The sequence below is a fragment of the Pseudomonas sp. TE3-3-F2023 genome (genome assembly GCF_036784815.1).
Taxonomy (GTDB): domain Bacteria; phylum Pseudomonadota; class Gammaproteobacteria; order Pseudomonadales; family Pseudomonadaceae; genus Aquipseudomonas; species Aquipseudomonas pudica.
Genome location: NZ_CP145113.1, coordinates 2935031 through 2961014, shown reverse-complemented (window position 1 = coordinate 2961014; position 25984 = coordinate 2935031). Strand labels below are relative to the sequence as shown.

Genomic DNA, 25984 nt, shown 5'->3' with positions numbered 1-25984 from the left:
CGCAGCCCGTGCCATCCACTGTAAACCCGCTCAAAAAAACTGCACACAGCTCATCGATCAGCAGAACCTACTACAAGAAGGCCCAGCCCAGAGGTGCGTTGCCGCACGGATAGCTCAACCGGTAAACAGGGACCCAGCCTCCAAGGGACCGGCGCCGCCGCGGTCCAACATACCCACGAAGACTCCAACACAGCGAATGGCATCGCCGACAAGGTCTTCACGGACAAACCCGCCCTCAAAAACTGCAAATATCTCCCTGAATTAGCAGTCCCCCATGTGGGAGCGGCTTCAGCCGCGAACACCGGCGCAGCCGGTGCCATGCTCACGCTAAATTCTTCCCCGCCCAAACAGAACACTCAGGCCCATGACAGCACAGCTACCCGCCCCAAAGCCCAAGGCCTGGCTACTTCCCCAAAGCAACCCACAACATCGATCCAGTCGTGGGCAGTTCCAATACAACTGGCTCATGCCAAAAAAACCTGCCAATCGTCCCAAGCCCCGTCACTGCAACCTTGCCCCGCCAGCCCCGATCTCATCCATGAAATCCGCAAGAAACACTTCAAGCCGAGCATGGCGCTCAGCAGCCAGCCGAGCCCCTTCAGCAGTTTTAAACCCTGACGCAAGCTTGAGCAGCTTGGTATGGAAGTGCTCGACCGTATACGCCTTGTCCTGATACTCCCTCCCCCACGCCGTAGGGTTCTCGAAATCGTACAGAGCCGACCCCATTCGCCCGGAAACGTAAAAACAACGGGCGATACCCACTGCACCTATGGCGTCCAGGCGATCGCTGTCCTGAAGAATCCTGGCCTCAAGGGTGAGTGGTTCGAGGCCAGCCGAGTAGCTGTGGGTTTTGACTGCATGCGCCACCTGCTCGATGCGCTGCAATGGCCAGCCCATATCAGCCAGGATTGACGCCGCCTTTTGTGCGGACAGCGTTGACGCCTGCCCACGCAAGGGCGAGTTCTTTTCTACTGCGACGCAATCATGCAGCACAGTCGCTGCAAGCAGCACTTCCAGGTCGCCGCCTTCTACGCGCTGTATCCGTTGCGCGTTGACCCATACGCGATGGATGTGGGACAGGTCGTGGGAGCCATCTGGCTGGTCAGCCGGTAGATACTTCAGCAGGTCAGTGGCGAGGCGCTGGAAAGGGGCAAAAGCTTCAATAGTCATCTTCGGTGCATTCCATGGGCTGTTACTTGGCGTCCCTTGCAGGGGGGAGCCCCGTGACCTGCCTTGGTCCAGATGCGAGCGGGTCAGTTTCAAGGCTTGAGGGGCGAAAGTCCATGCTGGACCGTTGGTTAGCATCGCGACATAACTGGATACAGGGATTCGTGAGTGGAAAGCTTTTTGACAGCCACAAACCGTTAACAGAGCAGCCGGCGTTGCATGCTGTGAGGGTGAATGGGCAAAAAAAGTCAGAATTAACCCCTTCCTTGTAGGCCATTTCCCAAAGATACTCCCTGCGCCTGTTTTTCGTTGCACATGGAAATCGTGAACCATAGTCTCGACCTGCCGCTACCAATTGGCGGCACGGTTTTGACAGGCCGTGGTTCACTGAGAGCATGTGCAAATGCCAGTTATGGCAGCTGTGCGTGGGGCACCTTCGTGTGCGCCGGGATTCTCAGTGCCCCCGGTCTGTCAACCCACAAACAGCTGCCACCCTTCCGTTTGACAGCGGATCTGCGGCAGCCCTTTAAGGCACTGAGAGGGTTTATGCTGAAGATAGTCCCTGATCCACCCCACAATGTTCTATCCCTTGAAGAAACCCTGATCCAAGCCACCGATTACGCGCTGTGCGCGGCGACCGTTGTGCATCAGGCTATGTTGCTGCAGCCCAAATCGCCTGCGTCGATTCTGATGATGGCCTCGATGCATGAACTGGAGACGCTGCGAGCTTTGCTTGAGTCCGCACTGGTCCAGGTGCAGATGCCCACTGAGCCTAGGACTTTGCACTAAGGCTTCATTTATGTGTCGCCTGGGCTGCCCCTATCGCCAGCAAGCAAGGCTCCCACATGGATCTAAGCTGCCCCACAAATCTCGAGGCCTATGCAGTATTTGTGGGAGCTGGCTTGCCGGCGATGAGGCCAGACCAGGCACGAGAGATTTCGGGGAGATTGAACAATGACCACAGAAGAAACCAAATTCACCGTCGGCAAAACCACCTTCTACCAAGGTGAAAACCAGACCCATCCGCTGTTCCGCATCGAAGCAGGCATCCCCTGCCAGAGCGCCCGCGAACAGGCCTCGGAGCTTATGGGCTACGCACGAGATATGACCCTGGACGGCTTGATGGAAGACAAACCCCAGCTCATCTGGGCTTCGCATTACCTCTGCGCATTGGCTAAGGCGCTGATGGATGATGCCGAGCTGGGCATGATGAAAAACCCTTAATGAGACTTGCCGCAGACCGAGTATTAAGGCCTGAAAATGGTCGACTCAACCGCAGCTCGCGCCACCTGCGCCTGATCTGATGCTCGCAGGAAGAGGGCCTGATGAGCATGACGATCACACTGCTAACAGATCGCTCGCTCATCGCCCCCTTCTCATCTGTGAGCCATTAAGGACGGCTATTCGGCTTATTGTCTATGAGGTCGTGCAGGGATGATGTACCGCATTGCTAGTACGAGCAGTGAGGCAGGTATCACTCTCAAATCAGCTTGCAGACGATATCCAGATCGTCATAAACGAATTGCGCGCTGGCTCTAGAGTAGATGTCATAGTGGTCGGCTAATCGTGCACCATCCTGCGGGTGACTTAAGTAGGCGTTAACTAGCTCTCCCGGCTGATGCAAACGCGGCTTGCTCAAGACATACCCCTCAGTGAGTTCCTGATCCTTGCGGAACTGTACGCGTCCGTCGCGCAGGATGTTCCGGAGCAGGTTCCATTCGTAGAAGAAGATGCCATCCAGCTCATAGAAATTGAGAAATGGTATGTTGTGCAGCAAAATAAAATGGCTGTTATGCGCATGCGCATTGGCCAAGCCGTGGCTACTGAGCTTTTGCCTAATGCTGTCATCGGTGAGATTATCTCTCAGCGTTGCCAGTTGCTTTACGAAGCCCTTGCGGAACTCGGGTTCGGAAAAAAGCCGGCATTGCTCGGAGAGATAAGTAGGAAGATTCGATAGTCGATACTTTACTTGGATAAAGTAATAAATATCTTCCTCTACATCCTGAAGAACCAGGTCTATATCGTACCCCTTGACTTTCGACCTGTTGCCCGGCTTGAGTTCACCATAGACCTTGAATCGCGGGTCGTCGAGATTTCTAATGTAGTTGACAATATAATCCGCCTCAAAACCGATACCGAGCACTCCTCTGAAGTCCTGACCGTTACCACCTTGTAAAGCTTTCCCTAGTAACTGCCCTACAAACTTCCTTAACCCATATTTAAAGCTCAACGCACCCCGCACGTATGTATTGCCTTTGTATTCGATAAAGCTGCTGGCCGAATTTAGCGTCGGCGCCTGTCCCGATAGAGCGGAGTTGATCATGCTGATAGTCGCCGGGCTTACGCAGCTTTGCAGCTGAGCTTCTGGGGTAATGCGCTCACCTAGCATTACCCGCAGCTCGAGATACGTAGCGAAGTAGACAATCTCGCGCAAATATTGATACTGGGGGTGCTGAATTACATTCGCTGATAGATAGTTTGCGTGTATGGACAGGCACTTGTCGAGGACATGGGCGATCAGCGGCTCGCGTGCCGAAGGGGGCAGATGCCCTAGCCTCTGTAGTACCAGTGCCATGTCGAGCAAAGTGCGCATGTCACTAATTTTAGAGTTAGCTTCGCAGATTTCTGCTAACCAATGTCCTTTGAGACGACGCTGGAGCGTAGCGGTAGGCACGATCGACAGCGTTTTCCCCTCCAGCCTGGCGCTCAGTAGCCCGTGTGCCATGAGAAAGTACACCTCGCTCAGGTAGTAACCAAGCCAAAGGTTGGCGTTACTCAAAATGGCCAAGTTATGCTCAGCCCGAAGCTGCAAGTTCTCGGCAATCCTGTTGCAGGTGTACTCGAGTTTGGCCCAGGTGTTGGCCTGAATGAAGGCATTGAGCATTGCAAGCCGTTCGCTCGAGTCGGCCTCATTCTCAACCAGCGTGATACCAATTCTGAAGTACTTGCTCAGTTGATCAGTTAAGCGACTCATGGTTTTTTCATTGAGCGCGACGGTGTCTTCAAAGAGGTGCTGGGGCAGCGTTCTCTTCGACTTCGCCAGGCCTGCGCTCAGCTTCTCTAAGACAAGCCACTGAACCTGCTCGGAACAAATGAAGCGACGAAGGGCTGGTACCTTGTAGAGCATCCGGGTAAGCCAATTAGGACGCTTTCGTTCAATATCCAAGGCTTCGAGCGTTGCCAGGGGATCATGCAAAAACGCGAGAAGCTGCGGGTCGACATCCTCATAAATCATCGTTGTGCCTTGATTAATCCGTTGTGGTGTTGGTTTGGGGCCGACGCTCGCGATTCAGCAGAAAATCATGGGCGATCATCAAGGCATTCAACGCTTCCACCACCGGTATTGCGCTTCTTACCGTATTCGATGGCAGAAAGCCCTGCTCCAGGTCCTTAGAATGTACTCTGCGCCGGCTAGAGGCTGTCTACAGAGGCTCGTTGACCCACCGCCCGCGCAACATACCTTTTAACTCCTCAATGCTCAGTGTCTTATCGCGCTTGCGATGGACTACCGCATGGCAGTTGGCGCACAACGTTACGAGATCTGTCTCAGGACTCACGACCTGCTCACCACCAAATGTCGAAATCGGTACGACATGGTGAACGTGGATTAAGCCCTTCGCGTGTTCCCCGTAAGCCTGTTCAAAATCAAAACCGCATGCCTTGCAGTCAAGCCCGTGGAAAGCGATAGCTTTCATCCTCAGGTCCTTGCTGCGCTCGTAACGTGTTCCAAAGAAGCTTGTCTTGCTGCCTTCGCTAAACGACTCAAAGGTGAGTGTGTCGTCGTCCGCATTCGGCATAACCGTTTGCGCTTGGGAAGACAACAGCTTTGCATGCCTTAAGATGGCATCGTAATCAACCTGAGAGATGGGTCGAACCGCGTCTCGCCAGTAGTTTTTCACTCGGGTCGCGGGGATGGTCTCCAGGTAATTCCCGTCAATTTTTAATGGAACTGGTTTTTCAAACTGAACGAAATTGTCAATAAACGCGAAGAGATTCCCCTTATTACTCCTTCTGTCTGCATCAACCTTGCCGATGCGTGCCTTACCGAAATAGTGCGGATCGTTGCTGAGACGTGCAGAAGCAAAGGATTTGTCTCTGATACGCCCCTTGTAGTAGACCACCTCCATTCCCTGAGCGAGCAAGTTTTGATAGCGTTTGGGAAAGTGATAGACAGAGCCTGTCTCGTCTTCCCACTGCGATGTATCGTTCTCAACGATGATGACGGGCATTAGATTTCCTCTCGAATGGCTCCAGAAGCCTATCAAAAAAGAGGAAATTTCCTACAATACAATGAGAAGTGCACTGCAGTTCGTTGCGTAACGGTAATTCCTTCACCGTTGACACTCAGTATACCCAAGCGTTCCGTTAACCCCACAGCGCCTATGAGATAGCGATAAAGTAACTGTTGGCGGACGCGGGTTCAGACTCCCCCGGCTCCACCAAATGATCAAAAAAAGACGTCCACGGACGTCTTTTTTTGTGCCTGAAAGCCAGTAAATACGCGGCCTCCAGCGCTTTTTCGGTCTTTCAAGAGTTTTTGAGTTCCAGCCATTCTGGTATTCCAGGCGGTATTCCAGCTCACCCCGTGCTAATCTTTGGAATACCGAATCAGTGCTTGAGGACAATCTCATGCCTGCTCAAAACCTCCGCCTCTCCGATCGACAACTCAAGGGAGTCAAACCCGCGTCCAAGGATTACGTCCTCACGGACGGTGACGGTTTGCAGCTCCGAGTACGCAGAAATGGCTCGTTGCTGTGGAATTTCAACTACCGCGAACCGGTGACCAAGAAGCGCATCAACATCGGCTTCGGGACCTATCCCGAACTGTCGCTGGCGAACGCACGAAAGAAGGCAGTCGAAGCGCGCGAGCTGCTCGCCCAAGGGATCGATCCGAAGGTGCAGCGCAATACGTTGAATGAAGCCAAACGCGCAGAAACCGAACACACCTTCGAGAACGTGGCCACCGCCTGGTTTGAACTCAAGAAAGACTCGGTCACCCCGGCCTACGCCGAGGACATTTGGCGGTCGCTCACGCTGCACGTGTTCCCCGATTTGAAGACGACACCACTCACCAAAATCACCGCGCCGATGGTGATCGCATTGCTTCGTCCAATCGAAGCGAAAGGCAGCCTGGAGACGGTCAAACGTCTTAGCCAGCGGCTGAACGAGATCATGACCTACGGCGTAAACTCCGGCCTGATCTTCGCCAACCCGCTCAGCGGCATCAGGGCAGTCTTCAAAAAGCCCAAGAAAGAGAATATGGCTGCACTTCCGCCCGAAGAACTCCCCGAGCTAATGCTGGAGATCGCGAATGCGAGTATCAAACGCACCACCCGCTGCCTGATCGAATGGCAGTTGCACACCATGACTCGCCCTGCCGAGGCGGCGACTACTCGCTGGGCTGACATCGACTTTGAAAGGCGTGTCTGGACTATCCCACCGGAGCGGATGAAGAAGCGCCGCCCACACAGCATCCCGTTGAGTGCTCACGCCGTCGCGTTGTTGGAGTCACTGAAGACTCACAGCGGCCATCGCGAATACGTCTTCCCGGCAGACAGAAATCCGCGCACCCACGCCAATAGCCAGACCGCCAACATGGCGTTGAAACGCATGGGGTTCCAGGATCGGTTGGTCAGCCACGGCATGCGCTCGATGGCCAGCACCATCTTGAATGAACATGGCTGGGACCCGGAGCTCATTGAAGTGGCCCTGGCGCACGTCGACAAGGATGAGGTGCGCAGCGCCTACAACCGCGCCGATTACATCGAGCGCCGACGCCCGATGATGGCCTGGTGGAGTGAGTACATCCAGAAGGCCGCCACCGGCAGCCTGCTCGCCTCAGCATATGGCCAAGCCAGAGACAGGAACGTGGTGCCGATCCGCTAGCGCTGTACAGGCGCGGTAACGGTGGCGACAGCAACTGAGCGCTCATGAATCAGGGAAAGCAGCCTCGTTTATCCGCTTGTCAGCGCGGGTCCATCCAAACAGGGCTGCAAAGCCGCCCTGTTTGGATGGACCTTACTTTGAAGAGCTAAAAGCCACGACAGTGTCCGGGATTTACCACGGAATTCCACCGATGGATAACCGCTTTTCAAGTCCCCAAGAGCGCTGAATTTCGGCCCTTGACCGGGTTTATCCACAGGCGTAGAACTGTCCGTGCAAGCGCTGTCGATGACAGCAACCCAGGTGACCCGAACCTTGAAGGTCACGCCGCTCTCGCGGTGGCTCTCCCCCCAAATGGCGATTCGCATCCGGCAGCTCGCCCGGTCACCTCCCAGGTGATGGATGCCTACTTCAGATCATGGCCCTCGTGCGCCAGACAACACCTCCTACTTCGCTGCCCTGCAGCAACCTATCCGCTTGGCCTAATATTGCGCCAACCTGTGCCCGTCTCTTTCTTCTGGAAAGAGACGGGCACTTCTACCACTGCTGCAGCCCTTAACGCACATGTCTTTGCGGCATTCCTCCTCGTGACAATCGGCGTGACAAACGCCGATGTCACCAGCAACAGCGCTGTAGATGATGGTGCCGCAGACCAGGGAATGGACTGCACCTGACTGACAGTCAGGCATGTCCCAGTCATCGCATTGCTGCTTGCACCTAGCTCAGGATCTCGCGGCACTGGTCTCGTCAGCCAATGCAGCCTCCACCCGCCCACCGGTATCGGTGCTCAGGAGGCCAGATCATGAGATGCCCTTGCTCCCGGTCGTAAGGAGCCGTCAGTCCCGCGTAGAGGACATCCCCACAGGTCGCAGGGGCCTTGATCCCTGATAACACTCAGCATTCTTGGCGGGATGACGTGGGGCGAAGATCGGAGAACGGCAGATGAGGTGACCGACATGGCATTGGTGGGTAGGCGCGATGGTCGTAATTTCGGTTACGGCAGGCAATAGCTACGCATGGCCGCAGGCGCTGAAAGACATGTTCGGCGGTGGCCGCTACGGCGCGGTCAGCGGCGGGGTAATGACGCAACAGGCTAAATACTTCAGTTCGCACCACCTCGCGCAGCGTCTCGTCTCGGGACTAATCGACCAGAAACTCGCGGGCCTGCATGATCGAGTGGGCGCGCTCACTCCGTATGGCCATCTTCACCTCTCAATTCATATGCAGGACCGGGGTTGGGGTTACTGCTCTGGCAACCAGCGGATTACACAAACCACGCTCCGCCCTGAAGAGCCGCATCGCGCAACACAATCAGTAAATTTCTCTGTAGGAAAAAAACTGCAAAATTAAAATTGACCTGCAAAGCACGCATTACTACACTCTGTACGACAAATACAGAGGTTCGGATAATGCTCCTGCGCGAACTATGCCACATCCACTCGGGGTACACCTCTCGCGGTCGACTTACACCATTGTCGGAGGGTGGGGTGCCAGCTATTCAGCTCCGAGACGTGCCCAGTGAAGGAGAGGTTTTTTTGGGGGGCTTCCAGAGGTATGACCTTACCGATCTTTCCGATCGCTATTTTGTCTGCGGCGGAGAGGTGATCTTTCGCTCTAGGGGTGAGCCGAATACCGCGACTGCAGTCCAAGCTGGTCTACTCGAACCGGCTGCTGTCATCGTTCCGCTCATCATCATGCGCCCCGACAAGGAGCGAATCCTGCCCGAGTACCTGGCATGGGCGATAAATCATCCCGAGACCCAGCGGAGGCTTGACTCCGAGGCACAAGGAACCAGCCTCCGAATGATACCGATGGCAGTGCTTGAACGCCTTGATATAGCGGTGCCTGATCTCCAGACGCAGCGGAGAATCGTGAACCTCGATGCTTTAGCGAAGCGCGAAGGCCGCCTCTTGCGCGATCTTGCAGAACGCCGTGAACAACTAACCAGCCTCATTCTTGGCGAGGCAGCAAAACTCGCCGGCAGATAGGAAACGCCAATGACCGACCAGATTACGCAGCAGCAGATCAACCAGACGGCTTGGGCCGCTTGCGATACCTTCCGTGGTGTCGTCGATGCTGGCCAGTACAAGGACTACATCCTGGTGATGCTATTCCTGAAATACATTTCTGATCTCTGGAACGACCATCTCGAAACCTACCGCCAGCAGTTCAGTGGGGACGAGTCGCGCATCCGCCGCCGCCTAGAGCGGGAGCGCTTCGTTCTACCCGAGGGGGCCAGCTTCTATGATCTCTACGCCAAGCGGAACGAGGCCAACATCGGCGAACTGATCAATATCGCACTTGAGCAGATAGAGGACACGAACCGCACCAAGTTGGAAGGAGTCTTCCGCAACATCGACTTCAACTCTGAAGCCAATCTCGGGCGCCCCAAAGATCGCAACCGTCGCCTCAAGAACCTGCTCGACGATTTCGCGAAGCCGGCGATGGACCTACGTCCCAGTCGCGTGACCGAGGACATCATCGGTGAATGTTACATCTACCTGATCTCGCGCTTCGCCTCGGATGCGGGAAAAAAGGCCGGTGAGTTCTACACCCCATCGGCAGTCTCGCGCCTGCTAGCCAAGCTGGCAGCCCCCAAGCCCGGCGACATGATTTGTGATCCAGCCTGCGGCTCAGGCTCGCTGCTGATCCAAGCGTCGCAAGAGGTCGGCTCAGAAAACTTCGCCCTTTTTGGGCAGGAAGTGAATGGCGCGACCTGGGCGCTCGCCCGGATGAACATGTTCCTGCACGCCCGAGACGCCGCCCGCATCGAGTGGTGCGACACGCTGAACAGCCCGACGCTGGTCGAGGGCGATCACCTTATGAAATTCGACGTGGTCGTTGCGAATCCGCCTTTCAGCCTCGATAAATGGGGCGCAGAACATGCTGACAGCGATCAATTCAAACGTTACTGGCGAGGTGCCCCCCCCAAATCTAAGGGCGACTACGCCTTCATCACCCACATGATCGAAATCGCGAAGCGCCAGACCGGTCGTGTCGCGGTGATCGTGCCGCACGGCGTTCTGTTCCGCGGCGCCGCCGAGGGGCGTATCCGCCAGGCGTTGATCGAGGAAAACCTGCTCGACGCCGTCGTCGGGCTGCCCGCCAACCTTTTCACCACGACGGGGATTCCGGTAGCGATTCTAGTCTTCGACCGCTCGCGCGAGGAAGGTGGGACCAACGCCGACCGCCGCGACGTACTTTTTATCGACGCCTCACGCGAGTTCACGCCGGGCAAGACGATGAATCTGCTGGAGGATGCGCATGTCGGTAAGATCCTAGAGACGTACCGCTCTCGCGCTGAAGTGGAGAAGTACTCCCATAGTGCCAGCCCCCAAGAAATTGCCGAAAACGGCTTTAACTTGAACATCCCTCGCTACGTCGACACCTTCGTGCCGGAGGAGGCGATCGACTTGGCCGCCGTGCAGACGGATATCAATCGTATCGAAGCAGAACTGGCTGAGGTACGGGTACAGATGGCAGGCTATCTACGGGAGCTAGGCATTAATGCTTGACGGACATAAGCGGACGTCGATTGGCGATCTTTGTGACTTCATCAATGGAAACGGCTTTCGACCGTCGGACTGGAGGCAATCTGGTCTTCCTATTATCCGGATACAGAACCTGAACGGCTCGACTTCTTTTAACTACTTCGAAGGGGTGCCAAAGGAGAGGTGGGTAGTCGAGCCCGGTGATCTCCTCTTTGCATGGGCTGGAGTGAAAGGTGTTTCTTTCGGGCCAGCCTTATGGCCCGGTCCGCGTGGAGTGCTGAATCAGCATATCTTTCGTGTGGTTCCGAAGCCGGGAGTGGACAAGTACTGGCTCTACTTAGCACTCCAGGTCGCCACCGGCAGAATTGAAGCGAATGCACATGGCTTCAAGTCATCGCTGGTCCACGTTCAGAAGGATGACATCACTAACCAGGTCGTGGATTGCCCCTCGCTGTCAGAGCAGCGGAAAATCGCCGAGATCGTTGGGCGTTGGGATAATGCGCTGGACAAGCTCAAAACCCTCCGAGCAAGTCGGACCGCACGGTTCTTGGGCTTAAGCCAGGCACTGCTCAGTCACGCTGGCGTTTTCCCAGACAAATGGCCTATGAGGCCGCTATCGGAAATCTCCACGCGGATACGCCGTCAAAATAGTGGTGGCGACCATCCAGTAATGACTATCTCGGCTAGATCTGGCTTCCTGAAACAGTCCGACAAGTTCGCACGGGACATGGCAGGTAGTAGCGTCGATCGCTATACGCTCCTGCAGGAAGGGGAATTTGCCTACAACAAGGGCAATTCTCTTTCTGCACCCTATGGCTGCATCTACCGACTCGACCGGCAGACAGCGCTCGTCCCGTTTGTCTATTTCTGCTTCGCGCTGAAGCCTGGACTCGAGCCCACGTTTTATGAGCATCTCTTCGCCGCGGGTGCGCTGAACCGGCAGCTCTCGCGCTTGATCAACTCCGGTGTTCGCAACGATGGCCTTTTGAACCTGAATGTCGAGGATTTCTTCAGCTGCAAGATTCCTGTTCCTCCAGCGGAAGAGCAACGGCGTATAGCACTCGCACTGTCTGCGGCAAAGGACGAACTGGCCCTGCTGGACCAGGAAATTGAAGCCCTGACCCGCCAGAAACGCGGGCTGATGCAGAAGCTGCTCACCGGCGAATTGTCGGTCCATATTATGGAGAATATTGGATGAAAGTTCTTGGATTTCGCGGTGACCCGCAGGCTCCCCGTTATGCCGTCGTCTCCGAAGACAACGGTATGTTCACGCTCGAGAATGCGACGAGCGATAACAAACTGCTCGTCCCAGCATCGATTACCGAGGACGCAGACGCCGAGCGGGTGAACTGGATTTACCGCGAAGTCCTTGCAATTTTCGACGCCCACCTTGGGATCGCCAAGGTGATAATCAAGCAAAATGAATTCACCCGTCAGGACACGAAGGCAAAGAGACGATCCGCGTATAACGACGCTGCAGTAATCCTCGCCTGTGCACATCGGGGCATCCCTGTCGAGCTCAAGATCTATGGATCGATGGGGACGACGAGCACGGATACGAAGCGCCACGCGGAGGAGCGCGTAGGGAAGACAGGCAAGTACTGGGACAGCAAGATGGCTGACGCCGTGAATGCGGCATGGTTGGGGCTGCGCCACTTATGAAACAGCTCGTCCCTGTCACGCTCTCCGCCGGAATGCAGCTCTACAAATACCAGCTGATCAACAGGATTGGTCAGGGAGGCTTTGGCGAGGTCTGGCTCGCTCACGATCGCACGCTCCAGCGGCAGTACGCTGTGAAGATACTTAAACCCGGAATCTCGATTGACGAACGCTTGCGCGAGGCACAGATCGGCAATCGACTGGAGCACAACAACCTGGTCTATGTTCATCAGGCCGATGTCGTACCCATCACGACTGAACATGCGGTCATCCTCGCGATGGACTACCAATCCAATGGTTCAGTCGAGACGCTCGCTAACCCAGCTGGGTATCTGCCCCTTCCTAAGGTTCTGCGCATCGCGCGAGATATCCTGCAGGGCTTGGAGTATCTCCATGCGCGGAGCTTCTTTCACAACGACATTAAGCCAGGAAACATCCTGCTAGGTGAGCAGCAGCAGGCGATGCTGTCGGACTACGGTATTACCGGTATTTCTGCGAATGGCGCGCCTGTTGCAGCCCCGAATGCCTACTTGCTCCACCGTGCGCCCGAGGTTGTTTCCACTGGAAACATCGGCATAAGCTCAGACATTTTCCAAGTCGGCATGACTCTCGCGAGGCTACTGATTGGGTTGCATCACCTGAGCGCGATTCGGGTGAACATCGGCTCTGCCCAGTACGAACAGAGCATCGCGGCTGGCAATCTTCTCACGCAGAAGGACTTCCCATGCCACATCCCGACGGCGGTCCGGAGTGTCATCCTAAAGGCTATTCACCCAGATCCGGCGAAGCGTTTTTCAAGCGCGCTAGAGATGCGCCGTGCGCTGGAAAAGCTCAACTACCCCGGCTATTGGACAGTCGACGCCACCGGCAAAGAGGTCGGAAAGTGCGGGGCACATGAGTATTTCTACACATCCGTGCCTGTTGCAGGAGGGAAGTTTGACGTTACCTGCACCAAACTCAATGTCACTTCAGGCAGGACACGGCGTGTTACTCAATTCTGCGAGCGCGGGCTGCCCCATAAACAAGCTGAGAAGGTGATCTCCGCTTTCAAGAACTTCGTGGTGACCGGCAAATGACCTTCGACGCACGTGAAAAAATCCAGTCCCAGATTCCGGCGCTCCAACTACTTGTAGCCCTCGGCTTTAAGCCGCTATCCCAGGCAGAGGCAGTACAGTTACGCGGCAGACGTCTGCGGAACGTAGTACTCGACGATATTCTCGCCGAGAGGCTGATGGGCATTAATCGCTTCACCCACCGCGGGCGAGAGTATGCCTTCGATCTGGAAGATGCTCACGAGGCAATGCGGCGCCTTAAACCTACCCCAGACCGTCTGAAGGGGCTGCGCGGAACCAACCAAGACATTTACGACGCGCTTGTGCTTGGCACCACAATCACCAAGACCATCGACGGCGACTCGAAGAGCTATTCCCTACGCTACATCGACTGGGAGAACCCGGCGAACAACAAGTTTCATGTTACGGCAGAGTTCTCGGTCGAGCGCACGGGATCGAGTCAAACACGCCGCTGCGATATCGTAGCTTTCGTGAACGGTATTCCGATCCTGATCATTGAAAACAAGCGGCCCACCGAAACCCTGAAGAAAGCCGACAGCCAACTGATCGGCTATCAGAGCGAGGACAACATCCCGCAGCTTTTCCACTTTGCGCAGCTACTCATGACAATGAACCGCGTAGAAGCGCGCTATGCCACCGTCGGGACACCACGAAAGTTCTGGTCGACCTGGCGGGACGAGGATTATACGGACGAAACGATCGCTGCTGCCGCCAATCGCCCCTTGACCTCCGAGGAGCAGGACGCCGTTTTCTCCGGCGACTTCACTCCCGCACGCGATTACTTTACTGCGATGGCGGTAGACGGCGACCGGGCCGTCACAGAGCAGGACCGAACCATCTTTGCGCTATGCCGCCCCGAACGCCTCCTAGACATTATTCGTCGGTTCACCGTTTTCGACGGTGGCGTACGCAAGATTGCTCGGCACCAGCAATTCTTCGGGATCTGCCGCGCCATAGAAACTGTCAAGCAATTCGGCACCACTGGTGCTCGCAAGGGTGGCGTGATCTGGCATACACAAGGCTCGGGAAAGTCACTCACCATGGTGATGCTGGGGCGTGCGCTCGCTTTAGAGAAGAGCCTCACCAATCCTCGCATATTGATCGTTACCGACCGTGACGATCTCGATAAGCAGATCAAGGATACTTTTAAGTCCTGTGACCTGGAGCCTCTTCGAGCGACAAGCGGATCCCACCTGCTTGATCTGATCCGAAGCAAAAAGCCGCTGGTCACCACGATCATCAACAAATTCGATACTGCGCTACGAAATGCGAAGGAGATCGATGACGATGCGAACGTCTTTGTTCTCGTCGACGAGAGCCATCGCACCCAGACTGGGCGTCATGGAGGGCACAGCCAGTTCGCTGGCAAGATGCGTCGGCTACTGCCCAACGCCTGCTATCTCGGATTTACAGGAACACCTCTCCTGAAAAAGGAGAAGAACACGCTTTCAACATTCGGTCAGCTCATACATCGCTACGCCATTGACGAAGCTGTGGCAGATGAGGCAGTGGTACCGTTGCTCTATGAGGGCAGGTTGGTTGAACAGCAGATTGCGGGCAATGTAATCGACCGCTGGTTCGAGAAAATCAGCGAGGGGCTGACGGCTGCGCAGAAGGCCGATCTCAAACGCAAGTTCTCCCGAATGGACACGCTGTCCAGAACCACACAGGCAATCCGCGCGAAGGCCTTTGACATCTCCGAGCACTATCGTCAGCACTGGCAGGGTACCGGATTCAAGGCACAGCTCGTAGCTCCTTCAAAGGCCGCAGCGGTGCGGTTCAAGGAGGTACTCGATGAAATCGGTCACGTGTCGAGCGCCATCATCATCTCGGCGCCAGATGACAATGAAGGAAACGAGGAAGTTGATCAGGATTCGGAGGATGTCGTCCGTACCTTCTGGGAAAAGATGATGGCCCAATACAAGACCGAGGAGGAATATAACCGCAGGATCATCGAGGCCTTCAAGGGCTCGCGAGAGACGGAAATCTTGATTGTGGTGTCCAAGCTGCTCACAGGTTTTGACGCTCCCCGCAACACGGTACTTTATGTCTGCAAGTCTCTGAAGGAGCACAACCTTCTCCAGGCAATCGCGCGAGTCAACCGGTTGCACGAGGAGGAAGGAGTCGAAAAGCAATTCGGCTTCATCGTGGATTATGAGGGACTGCTTGGGGAACTGGATCAGGCGCTCTCCACGTACAGCGCATTCGACGGGTACGAAGCAGCCGATTTGGCCGGAAGTGTCCACGATGTGCGCGAGGAGATACGCAGACTTCCACAACTGCATGATCAGCTATGGGATCTGTTCAATCCTGTCCGCAACAAAAAGGACATGGAGGCCCTGGAGCAGTTCCTTGGCGACGAGGCTTTGCGGCAAGACTTCTATGGACGCTTTCGTGACTTCAGTCGTTGCCTACATATTGCGTTATCGTCGGACAAGCTCTTCGATGTCTTCGATGAGCGCAAGATCGACCAGATGAAGCAAGACTGGAAGCAGTTTTCCGAACTCAAGCGATCAGTGCAGCTGCGCTACCAGGAAACGGTGGACGTCCGTGAGTTTGAGCCTAAGATCCAGAGGCTACTGGATGACCATGTGGTCGCCTTGCCCGCGGAAACTATCATTGAGCTGGTCAATATTAATGATCCCGCAGCACTGAAGGCGGTGGTCGATGAGGCAGGGCTTTCTGACGCGTCGAAGGCAGACCGCATTGCCAGCGCTACACGCCGGGCAATCACCGAGAAGATGGATGAAGATCCCACCCTTTATCTGCAGTTCTCCGAGATGCTCGAAGAAACGATCCGCGCTTATCGCGAGCGACGACTTTCAGAGCGAGAGTATTTGAACTCTGTCATCGATCTTGCGAGCAGGGTCGCCCTCAAGGAGCGACGTCGCGAGGTTCCGGCAACGATTAGAGGCAATGACGATGCACAAGCCCTGTTCGGATTGCTTGACGGCCAGCTGACACGTGAGGGGGGAATTATGATCGCCTCCGCTGAGGCAGCCGCCATCGCCTTGACAGTGACCGACATCATTCGGGGGCACCTGATCGTGGGCATTTGGTCAAACGAGGTGGCTCAGAACAAGCTGCGCAACGCTATTGATGACTACTTCTTTGACGCTCTTCGAGACACGATGCAGATCGAACTGCCACTAGAACAGTTGGACGATCTAGAGCAACGAATCATGGACCTCGCCAAGGCAAGGTTTACAGCATGAGCGATGAGCGACACTGCCTCATGGTCGGTAGCCAGTCTATCGATTACATAATCGTTAAGAGGCCGCGAAAGACGCTCGAAATTGCTGTCGAGCCAGATGCTTCGGTGGTCGTGGTGGCGCCGCTAGATGCCAACTTGGATGCCATCGAGATACGGCTGCGAAAGCGAGCAACCTGGATCTTGCGACAGCAGCGCTATTTTGCACAGTTCCTGCCGCGGACGCCGGAACGCCAATTCATCGCCGGCGAGACGCACCTGTATCTTGGGCGCCAATATCGACTGAAGTTCATCCCACATGTTCAGGAAAGGGTGAAACTTGTTCGAGGCTTCATCGAGGTGCAGACGCATCGGCCTAACTGCCGTGAGGTCATCCGTGAGCTTGTCGAAGCGTGGTATCGCAACAGGGCACATATTAAGTTCGCTGAGCGTATCGAGGTAAACCTCCAAAGATTTCCCACTCCCGAGGCATTCAGACCGCGCGATCTAATCGTGCGACAGATGAAGCAACGTTGGGGATCGATGTCTCCTGCTGGTCGGTTGTTGCTCAATCGACGCCTAATTGAAGCACCGATCAATGCCATCGATTATGTTATTACGCACGAACTCTGTCACATAACCGAACCCCATCACGGGGCTGCTTTCTACGAGCTTCTAGATCGTGTCCTGCCCGACTGGGAGCGCCGAAAACAGAAACTAGAAAGTGTCATGGCTTGAAAAATACCGCACGTGAGTTCTTGAAGGTTGAGCTAAGTCGCACAGCGCCAGCTTGTGGGGGTGTGCGCCGGTTATCCAGAAATGTACTACCCAGAGCACGTATATCCCTCGGCGTCTTGGGCGCTTAATCTACAAGCCCTAAGGGGGAATTGCTCTTGCTGAGTAGAATCAATGGTGCTCCACCCCCAATGCCGACAACGCTCATATTGTTCGGATCGATGCATTACCTCCGCGGGCACATCGATGCCTGATGGCATGTACGGGCGCCAGGCCATACACCACGTCGACGCCCGTCATGCCAGCCAACAACCTACGAATGATGCGCACCCTCTGCGGCCAGGTCAGACCACGCCGCTTCCCTGATGAGGCGGAGCCTCCAGAGGTGGATACGCTGCACTAACAGATTGAGTAGTGACTCTATTAACGCCCGTTTTTGCCACTCGATAGTCATTCAGCAGCACAGCATAAATACCGTTTGCCAGCCGCTCTGCACTCTTACCACCGCCCTGCGCAACTGTAAATGGTACGGGCAGGAGCAACAATCAATAGCGCGACCATATCCTTGCTAGATTCGATCCAGATTCCAATATCGGGGGGCGAAGTTCAACAAGAACTGTCCATCGGAATCCAGGCCACGCAGCGTTCCAGCTGGTATTCCAAGAAAGTTGTCCAATCAATTATTAGTCAGCAAAAACAGATTGATAGCGACTTGTTTCAGATTACCCCGGCGCTCTCGAGGCATAGGTCGCGCACTCCGTAGCACAACCAGTGACAAGCTGCTTACGGTCCAACACAAGAAGTTCAGCCCGCAAATCTATTCGCCCACACAGCCACTCATCGCTTAGCGCAGGGCATCTGTAGCTGGACAGCGACTTGAACCTGGGTAGCCCACCCCTTTACGAAACACATGCTCAGTTACGAGATTCGCGAAACGATGCGCACAGCTATCTTGCCTAATCGAATCACAAAACTGATTAATGAAACAAGCGAAGCCTCAAAAAACCAAAACCTCCAGAAACAACAAAGCCACCCGAAGGTGGCTTAGTCGTTTAAATAATGGTCGGGACGGAGTGATTCGAACACTCGACCCCTTGCACCCCATGCAAGTGCGCTACCGGGCTGCGCTACGCCCCGACTGGGCTTTGAAGCATGTTCTCGATGCTACCGAGAACGTTGAAGAATGTACCCTAACCTCCTGATAAATGAAAGCTTTTTCTTAAAAAAATTTCACTCACCAAAAAACCCAGGTCACTTCTTCAACACCACCAACACATCCTCCAATTCAACAATCATCTGCCGAATCAGCTGCTTGTACTGGCTCGACTCATCCTTGGCCTCATCACTGGAGAGCCTCAACCGAGCCCCACCAATGGTGAACCCCTGGTCATAAAGCAGCGCACGAATCTGGCGAATCATCAGCACATCCTGCCGCTGATAATACCGCCGGTTCCCCCGCCGCTTCACGGGATTGAGCTGATCGAACTCCTGCTCCCAATACCGCAGCACGTGCGGTTTTACCGCACAAAGCTCACTCACCTCACCAATGGTGAAGTACCTTTTGCCCGGTATGGGGGGCAGTTCGTCGTTATGGCTTGGTTCCAGCATAGGCCTCAACCCGGGCCTTCAACTTCTGCCCTGGACGAAAGGTGACGACGCGCCGTGCAGTGATCGGGATTTCTTCCCCTGTCTTGGGGTTGCGGCCCGGCCGCTGGCGTTTGTCGCGAAGGTCGAAGTTGCCGAAACCGGACAGCTTGACCTGCTCGTTCTCTTCAAGTGCGTGCCGAATTTCTTCGAAAAACAGCTCGACCAGCTCCTTGGCCTCACGCTTGTTAAGCCCCAGCTCCTCGTACAGCCTTTCGGCCATCTCAGCTTTCGTCAGAGCACCCATGCCGTTATTTCCTTAACGTGGTGTTCAACCTTTGTTCGAGCGAGGTGAGGATGTTTTGCAGTGCGGCGTTCACCTCATCGTCGTTAAGAGTGCGCGATGGATGCTGCCAGGTCAAGCCGACGGCAAGGCTTTTTCTATCAGGATCAATACCTTTACCTTGGTAGACGTCAAACAGCCTGAGGTCTGTGAGCCATTCGCCTGCATTGTCACGAATTACTTCAAGCACCGCGCTAGAAGCTACATCACGTCCTGCGATCAAAGCCAGGTCGCGGCGGGTTTCCGGGAACTTGGACAGCTCGCTGAATTTCGGCAGGCGGCCTTCGACCACGTCACCCAGCACCAGCTCGAACAGGAACACCGGGCGGTCCAGGTCCAGGGCCTTGGCCAGCTCTGGGTGGATGGCGCCGAGGTAGCCGACCAGCTTGCCGTCACGCTCGATGGCGGCGGTCTGGCCTGGGTGCAGGGCTGGGTGTTTGCCGGCGCTGAAGGTGAAGTCGCTCAGGGCGCCGGAGTAGCCCAGCAGGGCTTCCACGTCGGCCTTAACGTCGAAGAAGTCGACGCCGTCGCGGCCGTTGGCCCAGCCTTCTGGCAGGCGGCTGCCGGTGACAACACCAGCGATCATCGGCTGCTGCTTCAGGTCGCCGAGCTGGCCGACGAAGCGCAGGCCGCTTTCGAACAGGCGCACGCGGTCTTGCTGACGGTTCAGGTTGTGCTGCAGTGCCTTGACCAGGCCCGGCCACAGGGACGCGCGCATGGCGGCCATGTCGCTGGAGATGGGGTTGGCCAGCAGCAGCGGCTCTACGCCCGGGCTGAACAGTTCGAACAGTTTCGGGTCGATGAAGCTGTAGGTGATGGCTTCCTGGTAGCCGCGGGCAACCAGCAGGCGGCGCAGGGTCGGCAGGTCACCGCGGGTTTCCGGCTTGCCCTGGGGGGCCAGGCGGGCTTGCGGGTAGCGAACCGGCAGGTTGTTGTAGCCGTACAGGCGGGCCAGCTCTTCGATCAGGTCCACTTCCAGGCTGATGTCGAAGCGGTGGCTTGGGACGTTGACGGTCCACTGCGCTACACCTTCGGAGCCGCCCCCCCTAGTCGTGGTCAGTTCCAGGGCGTTGAGCAGCTGCTCGACTTGGGCTGGGTCCATTTCCATGCCGAGCATCTGGGTGATGCGTTCGGCGCGCAGGGTGACCGGGGCCACTTGCGGCAGGTGCTGTTCGCTGACGGCTTCGACGACCGGGCCGGCTTCGCCGCCGACGATGTCCAGCAGCAGCTGGGTGGCGCGCTCCATGGCTTCACGGGCCAGTTGCGAGTCCACGCCGCGCTCGTAGCGGTGCGAGGCGTCGGTGTGCAGGCCGTAGGAACGGGCTTTGCCGGCGACGGAGATCGGCTCGAAGAAGGCGCTTTCCAGGAACAGGTCGCGGGTTTTTTCGGTGTTCACACCGCTGTGCTCGCCACCCATGACGCCGGCAATGGCCAGGGCGCGGGTGTGGTCGGCGATTACCAGGGTGTCGGCGCGCAGGGCCACTTCCTGGCCGTCGAGCAGGACGAGCTTCTCGCCCTCTTCGGCCATGCGTACGCGGATGCCGCCGTTGATTTCTGCCAGGTCGAAGGCGTGCATCGGCTGGCCGAGTTCGAGCATCACGTAGTTGGTGATGTCGACGGCGGCGTCGATGCTGCGCACGTCGCTGCGGCGCAGGCGTTCGACCATCCACAGTGGGGTCGGCTTGCTCAGGTCGACGTTGCGGATGACGCGGCCCAGGTAGCGTGGGCAGGCAGCCGGGGCGCTGACTTCGACCGGGCGCACTTCGTCATGGGCAGCCGGTACGGCTGGCACTACCGGGCGGGTGACCGGGGTGTCGTACAGGGCGCTGACGTCGCGGGCGAGACCTGCGATGGACAGGCAGTCGCCGCGGTTGGGGGTGAGGCCGATTTCGATACTGGCGTCGTCCAGGCTCAGGTACTGGCGAATGTCTTCGCCAACCGGGGCGTCGGCAGCCAGTTCCAGCAGGCCGTCGTTCTCTTCGCTGATCTGCAGTTCGGCAGCCGAGCACAGCATGCCGAAAGACTCGACGCCGCGCAGCTTGGCCTTCTTGATCTTGAAGTCGCCTGGCAGTTCGGCGCCGATCATGGCGAACGGGATCTTGATGCCTGGGCGGGCGTTAGGGGCGCCGCACACGACCTGGAAGGTTTCCTGGCCATTGCTTACCTGGCACACGCGCAGCTTGTCGGCGTCCGGGTGTTGTTCGGTGGCGAGGATTTCACCCACGACGATGCCGCTGAACTGGCCGGCAGCAGGGGTAACGCTGTCGACTTCGAGGCCGGCCATGGACAGGCGGGCGACCAGTTCGTCACGGGAGACTTGCGGGTTTACCCAACCGCGCAGCCACTGTTCACTGAATTTCATGCTGTTCTCCTAGAATGTGCGTCGATTGGGCCTAGCGGAATTGGGCAAGGAACCGCAGGTCGTTATCGAAGAACAGACGCAAATCGTTGACGCCGTAGCGCAGCATGGCCAGGCGCTCGGCGCCCATGCCGAAGGCGAAGCCCTGGAACTCTTCAGGGTCGATGCCGGACATGCGCAGCACGTTCGGGTGCACCATGCCGCAGCCCATCACTTCCAGCCAGCCGGTCTGCTTGCACACGCGGCAGCCTTTGCCGGAACACATCACGCACTGGATGTCGACTTCGGCGGACGGCTCGGTGAAGGGGAAGAACGATGGGCGGAAACGTACCGCCAGTTCTTTTTCGAAGAACACGCGCAGGAACTCTTCGATGGTGCCCTTGAGGTCGGCGAAGTTGATATCGCGATCGATCAGCAGGCCTTCGACCTGGTGGAACATCGGCGAGTGGGTGATATCCGAGTCGCAGCGGTACACGCGGCCCGGGCAGACAATGCGGATTGGCGGCTGGGTGGACTCCATGGTCCGCACCTGCACCGGCGAGGTGTGGGTGCGCAGCAGCATGTTGGCATTGAAGTAGAAGGTGTCGTGCATCGCCCGGGCCGGGTGGTGGCCTGGGATGTTGAGCGCTTCGAAGTTGTGGTAGTCGTCTTCCACCTCTGGGCCTTCGGCAATGCCGTAGCCGATGTGGGTGAAGAACTGCTCGATGCGCTCGAGTGTACGGGTGATCGGGTGCAGGCCACCGGTGGCCTGGCCGCGGCCTGGCAGGGTGACGTCAATGCATTCGGCAGCCAGGCGAGCGCTGAGCTCGGCTTCTTCGAAGGCGGCCTTGCGGGCATTGAGCACAACGGTGACGCGCTCTTTGGCGTCGTTGATCAGCGCGCCGACTTTCGGCCGCTCTTCGGCTGGCAGGTTGCCCAGGGTCTTCATCACCTGGGTCAGCTCGCCTTTCTTGCCGAGATAGTTCACCCGGATCTGTTCCAGGGTATTGATGTCTTCAGCGCGCTCCACGGCCTCAAGGGCTTGGGAGACCAACGCATCCAGGTTTTCCATGTACAGACTCCAGATACGAAAATAGGGGAAGAGCTTTGAAGGCTCTTCCCCTATCGATGACGTTCAATGCCCGACGGCGCTAGCGCCGCCGGGTGATTGTCGCGGGTACTTAAGCCAGAACGGCTTTAGCTTTCTCGACAATCGCAGCAAACGCCGCTTTTTCGTTCACTGCCAGATCGGCCAGAACCTTACGGTCGATTTCGATCGAAGCCTTTTTCAGGCCAGCAATCAGACGGCTGTAGGACAGACCGTTGGTGCGGGCACCGGCGTTGATACGAGCGATCCACAGTGCGCGGAACTGACGCTTCTTCTGACGGCGGTCACGGTAGGCATATTGACCTGCCTTGATGACAGCCTGCTTGGCAACGCGGAATACGCGCGAGCGTGCACCGTAGTAGCCTTTAGCCAGTTTCAGAATTTTCTTGTGACGCTTACGAGCGATGACGCCACGCTTAACACGAGCCATGAGTAACTTCCTCTATCTAAACCAGAATTAACGTACGCGCAGCATGCGCTCGACTTTTGCCACGTCAGACGGGTGCAGCAGGCTGGCACCGCGCAGTTGACGCTTACGCTTGGTCGACATTTTGGTCAGGATGTGGCTCTTGAAAGCGTGCTTGTGCTTGAAGCCGGAAGCGGTCTTCAGGAAGCGCTTCGCAGCACCGCTCTTGGTTTTCATTTTTGGCATGTTGGAACTCCGCATTCGATAAAATTACACAATAATCATCAGGCCTGCCGTGCCCGGGAGATTACTTCTTCTTTTTGGGGGCGATGACCATCATAAGCTGGCGTCCTTCCATCTTAGGATGCTGCTCAACGGAGCCGTATTCGGCGAGGTCGGCTTCGACCCGCTTCAACAGCTCCATGCCCAGCTCCTGGTGGGCCATCTCACGGCCGCGGAATCTCAGAGAGATCTTGGCCTTGTCCCCATCGGTAAGGAAACGTACCAGGTTGCGTAGTTTTACCTGGTAATCCCCTTCTTCCGTCCCTGGACGAAACTTGATTTCTTTGATCTGGATCTGCTTCTGGTTTTTCTTGGCTTCGTTGGCCTGCTTCTTCTTCTCGAAGAGGTGCTTGCCGTAGTCCATCACCTTGCAGACGGGCGGTTGCGCGTCGGCGGAGATCTCCACCAGATCCAGCTTCGCTTCATCAGCGATACGAAGCGCTTCATCAATCGAGACGATGCCAATCTGCTCGCCGTCAGCGCCAATTAACCGAACCTCGCGTGCCGAGATATTCTCGTTGATCGGGGCTTTCGGTGCAGTTCGTTTATCGTTTCTCATTTCACGCTTAATAGTCATTACTCCGATTCTAGGCGACCGCGCTGGGCAACAGCGCTGTTGAGCAGCTGCGTGAATTCAGCCACCGGCATGGAGCCGAGGTCTTTGCCTTCACGGGTGCGTACTGCGACGGTCTGCGTTTCGACTTCGCGATCCCCTATAACCAAAAGGTACGGGACCTTGAGCAAAGTATGCTCGCGGATTTTAAAGCCGATCTTCTCATTTCTCAAGTCCGACTTGGCACGGAAACCGCTACCGTTCAGGGTATTTTCCACCTCGAGGGCGAAATCGGCCTGCTTGTCGGTGATGTTCATGATCACGGCCTGGGTGGGTGCCAGCCAGGCCGGGAACACGCCAGCGTAGTGCTCGATCAGCATGCCGATGAAGCGCTCGAACGAACCAAGGATGGCACGGTGCAGCATGACCGGGCGAACTCGGCTGTTATCTTCGGCGATGTAGCTGGCATCCAGGCGTTCTGGCAGGTTCGGGTCGTACTGCAGGGTACCGCACTGCCAGTTACGGCCGAGGCAGTCGCGCAGGGTGAACTCGATCTTCGGGCCGTAGAAGGCGCCCTCGCCCGGCTGGTATTCCCACTCCAGGCCCGATTCGTTCAAGGCGTCGGCCAGTGCGCCTTCGGCACGGTCCCACAGCTCTTCGGAACCCACGCGCTTGGCCGGGCGGGTCGACAGCTTCATCGCGATGTCGGTGAAGCCGAAGTCCTTGTACACGTCCAGGGTCAGCTTGATGAAGTCGGCGGCTTCTTTCTTCACCTGTTCTTCGGTGCAGAAGATGTGCGCGTCGTCCTGCACGAAGCCACGCACGCGCATGATGCCATGCAGGGCGCCGGACGGCTCGTTACGGTGGCAGGCACCGAACTCGGCCAGGCGCAGCGGCAGGTCGCGGTAGCTCTTCAGGCCCTGGTTGAACACCTGCACGTGGCACGGGCAGTTCATCGGCTTAACCGCGTAGTCACGGCTTTCCGACGAGGTGGTGAACATGTTCTCGGCGTAGTTGGACCAGTGGCCGGAACGCTCCCAGAGGATGCGGTCGACAACCTGCGGGGTCTTGATTTCCTGGTAGCCGTTGACGCGCTGAACCTGGCGCATGTACTGCTCGAGTACCTGGTACACGGTCCAGCCGTTGGCGTGCCAGAACACCATGCCCGGCGCTTCTTCCTGCAGGTGGAACAGATCGAGCTGCTTGCCGATCTTGCGGTGGTCGCGTTTTTCGGCTTCTTCGATGCGCTGGATGTATGCCGCCAGCTGCTTCTTGTCGGCCCAGGCGGTGCCGTACACGCGCTGCAGCTGCTCGTTCTTGGCATCACCGCGCCAGTAGGCGCCGGACAGCTTGGTCAGCTTGAATGCCTTGAGGAAGCGGGTGTTCGGCACGTGCGGGCCGCGGCACATGTCGACGTATTCTTCGTGGTAGTACAGGCCCATGGCCTGCTCATCCGGCATGTCTTCGACCAGGCGCAGCTTGTAGTCTTCGCCACGGGCCTTGAACACGTCGATGACTTCGGCGCGCGGGGTCACCTTCTTGATGACGTCGTAGTCCTTGTCGATCAGCTCCATCATGCGCTTTTCGATGGCAGCCATGTCTTCAGGGGTGAAGGGGCGCTCGTAGGCGATGTCGTAGTAGAAGCCTTCGTCGATGACCGGGCCGATCACCATCTTGGCGGTCGGGTACAGCTGTTTCACCGCGTGGCCGACCAGGTGGGCGCACGAGTGGCGGATGATCTCCAGTCCCTCTTCATCTTTAGGGGTGATGATCTGCAGGGTGGCGTCGTTGCTGATCAGGTCGCAGGCATCGACCAGTTTGCCGTCGACCTTGCCGGCCACGGTGGCCTTGGCCAGACCGGCGCCGATCGAAGCGGCCACTTCGGCTACGGATACGGCGTGATCGAACGAACGTTGACTGCCATCGGGAAGAGTAATAACGGGCATGGCGCCTCCTCTCCTAGTGGTGACCCCTACCAAAGGTCACGTGGGTTGGGATGAGCCAGTACAAGATCCGACCTGCCTTCCCGCAACGGGAAGCCTGCCTCACAGTGGCAGAAGCCTTTCGGCTTGCCAGGGACGAACCAGAGTGACTGGAAAGAAAAAAGATAGCTGCAGGCTGCACGTTGTCAGCTGCAAGCCGAGCATGCTAGCACGCGGGTTGCATGCCAGG

General features: G+C 56.8%; 21 protein-coding genes, 1 tRNA gene and 1 pseudogene. 11 read left to right on the top strand and 12 right to left on the bottom strand.

Features of this window, described 5'->3' with window-relative positions; all coding sequences use genetic code 11:
* Positions 1-501 precede the first annotated feature (501 nt).
* Positions 502-1170 carry an HD domain-containing protein gene (locus tag V3314_RS13475; protein ID WP_196188818.1) on the bottom strand — a complete coding sequence of 223 codons (669 nt, stop codon included), beginning with the start codon at positions 1168-1170 and terminating at the stop codon, positions 502-504.
* A gap of 543 nt (positions 1171-1713) precedes the next feature.
* Between V3314_RS13475 and V3314_RS13470 the strand changes: the two genes are divergently transcribed.
* Both V3314_RS13470 and V3314_RS13465 read left to right on the top strand, forming a co-directional pair.
* Positions 1714-1956 carry a hypothetical protein gene (locus V3314_RS13470; protein WP_196188819.1) on the top strand — a complete coding sequence of 81 codons (243 nt, stop codon included), beginning with the start codon at positions 1714-1716 and terminating at the stop codon, positions 1954-1956.
* Between the two features lie 165 nt (positions 1957-2121).
* Complete coding sequence (locus V3314_RS13465) at positions 2122-2391, top strand: DUF3077 domain-containing protein (protein ID WP_196188820.1); 270 nt, start codon at positions 2122-2124, stop codon at positions 2389-2391.
* Positions 2392-2647: 256 nt separating this feature from the next.
* Here the strand turns inward: V3314_RS13465 and V3314_RS13460 are convergent, their stop codons facing one another.
* Entirely contained in the window at positions 2648-4402 is a 1755-nt protein-coding gene (locus V3314_RS13460; RefSeq protein WP_196188821.1) for a hypothetical protein, read from the bottom strand.
* A gap of 187 nt (positions 4403-4589) precedes the next feature.
* Complete coding sequence (locus V3314_RS13455) at positions 4590-5396, bottom strand: HNH endonuclease (RefSeq protein WP_196188822.1); 807 nt, start codon at positions 5394-5396, stop codon at positions 4590-4592.
* 400 nt (positions 5397-5796) lie between these two features.
* Between V3314_RS13455 and V3314_RS13450 the strand changes: the two genes are divergently transcribed.
* The 9 genes and pseudogenes from V3314_RS13450 to V3314_RS13410 all read left to right on the top strand — a co-directional run bounded on the left by V3314_RS13450 (position 5797) and on the right by V3314_RS13410 (position 17201).
* Positions 5797-7053: an integrase domain-containing protein gene (locus V3314_RS13450; protein WP_196188823.1), complete on the top strand. Its 1257-nt coding sequence runs from the start codon at positions 5797-5799 to the stop codon at positions 7051-7053.
* Positions 7054-8006: 953 nt separating this feature from the next.
* Positions 8007-8112 (top strand): annotated as a pseudogene (locus V3314_RS13445) (integrase); the annotation flags it as partial.
* A gap of 425 nt (positions 8113-8537) precedes the next feature.
* Positions 8538-9038 carry a hypothetical protein gene (locus V3314_RS13440; RefSeq protein WP_230385110.1) on the top strand — a complete coding sequence of 167 codons (501 nt, stop codon included), beginning with the start codon at positions 8538-8540 and terminating at the stop codon, positions 9036-9038.
* Positions 9039-9047: 9 nt separating this feature from the next.
* Positions 9048-10565: a type I restriction-modification system subunit M gene (locus tag V3314_RS13435; RefSeq protein ID WP_196188825.1), complete on the top strand. Its 1518-nt coding sequence runs from the start codon at positions 9048-9050 to the stop codon at positions 10563-10565.
* On the top strand, positions 10558-11739 hold the full coding sequence (locus V3314_RS13430) for a restriction endonuclease subunit S (RefSeq protein WP_196188826.1): 1182 nt from the start codon (positions 10558-10560) through the stop codon (positions 11737-11739). The genes V3314_RS13435 and V3314_RS13430 overlap by 8 nt, the downstream gene beginning before the upstream one ends.
* Positions 11736-12203: a hypothetical protein gene (locus V3314_RS13425; protein ID WP_196188827.1), complete on the top strand. Its 468-nt coding sequence runs from the start codon at positions 11736-11738 to the stop codon at positions 12201-12203. The genes V3314_RS13430 and V3314_RS13425 overlap by 4 nt, the downstream gene beginning before the upstream one ends.
* Positions 12200-13276: a serine/threonine-protein kinase gene (locus V3314_RS13420; protein ID WP_196188828.1), complete on the top strand. Its 1077-nt coding sequence runs from the start codon at positions 12200-12202 to the stop codon at positions 13274-13276. The genes V3314_RS13425 and V3314_RS13420 overlap by 4 nt, the downstream gene beginning before the upstream one ends.
* Positions 13273-16488: a type I restriction endonuclease subunit R gene (locus tag V3314_RS13415; RefSeq protein ID WP_196188829.1), complete on the top strand. Its 3216-nt coding sequence runs from the start codon at positions 13273-13275 to the stop codon at positions 16486-16488. The genes V3314_RS13420 and V3314_RS13415 overlap by 4 nt, the downstream gene beginning before the upstream one ends.
* Positions 16485-17201 (top strand): SprT family zinc-dependent metalloprotease, encoded by a 717-nt coding sequence (locus V3314_RS13410; RefSeq protein ID WP_196188830.1) that lies wholly within the window; start codon positions 16485-16487, stop codon positions 17199-17201. The genes V3314_RS13415 and V3314_RS13410 overlap by 4 nt, the downstream gene beginning before the upstream one ends.
* A 1057-nt stretch (positions 17202-18258) precedes the next feature.
* Here V3314_RS13410 and V3314_RS13405 read toward each other — a convergent pair.
* From V3314_RS13405 to thrS, 9 genes are all read right to left on the bottom strand, one after another.
* A tRNA-Pro gene (locus V3314_RS13405) sits at positions 18259-18335 on the bottom strand.
* A gap of 114 nt (positions 18336-18449) precedes the next feature.
* Complete coding sequence (locus V3314_RS13400; RefSeq protein WP_003250681.1) at positions 18450-18806, bottom strand: MerR family transcriptional regulator; 357 nt, start codon at positions 18804-18806, stop codon at positions 18450-18452.
* Positions 18787-19089 (bottom strand): integration host factor subunit alpha, encoded by a 303-nt coding sequence (gene ihfA / locus V3314_RS13395; protein WP_003250679.1) that lies wholly within the window; start codon positions 19087-19089, stop codon positions 18787-18789. Before ihfA ends, V3314_RS13400 begins: the two co-directional genes overlap by 20 nt.
* A gap of 4 nt (positions 19090-19093) precedes the next feature.
* The gene (pheT, locus tag V3314_RS13390) at positions 19094-21487 is read right to left on the bottom strand and encodes a phenylalanine--tRNA ligase subunit beta (RefSeq protein ID WP_196188831.1); all 2394 of its coding nucleotides are present in this window, start codon (positions 21485-21487) and stop codon (positions 19094-19096) included.
* 31 nt (positions 21488-21518) lie between these two features.
* A complete protein-coding gene (pheS, locus tag V3314_RS13385) occupies positions 21519-22535 on the bottom strand; it encodes a phenylalanine--tRNA ligase subunit alpha (protein ID WP_013972006.1) in 1017 nt (338 codons plus the stop codon).
* Positions 22536-22644: 109 nt separating this feature from the next.
* Positions 22645-23001 carry a 50S ribosomal protein L20 gene (gene rplT, locus V3314_RS13380; protein ID WP_003250671.1) on the bottom strand — a complete coding sequence of 119 codons (357 nt, stop codon included), beginning with the start codon at positions 22999-23001 and terminating at the stop codon, positions 22645-22647.
* Positions 23002-23028: 27 nt separating this feature from the next.
* Positions 23029-23223: a 50S ribosomal protein L35 gene (rpmI, locus tag V3314_RS13375; protein ID WP_003250667.1), complete on the bottom strand. Its 195-nt coding sequence runs from the start codon at positions 23221-23223 to the stop codon at positions 23029-23031.
* Positions 23224-23284: 61 nt separating this feature from the next.
* Complete coding sequence (gene infC, locus V3314_RS13370) at positions 23285-23836, bottom strand: translation initiation factor IF-3 (RefSeq protein WP_013972005.1); 552 nt, start codon at positions 23834-23836, stop codon at positions 23285-23287.
* Positions 23836-25758 carry a threonine--tRNA ligase gene (gene thrS / locus V3314_RS13365; RefSeq protein ID WP_013972004.1) on the bottom strand — a complete coding sequence of 641 codons (1923 nt, stop codon included), beginning with the start codon at positions 25756-25758 and terminating at the stop codon, positions 23836-23838. The genes infC and thrS overlap by 1 nt, the downstream gene beginning before the upstream one ends.
* Positions 25759-25984: the final 226 nt, after the last annotated feature.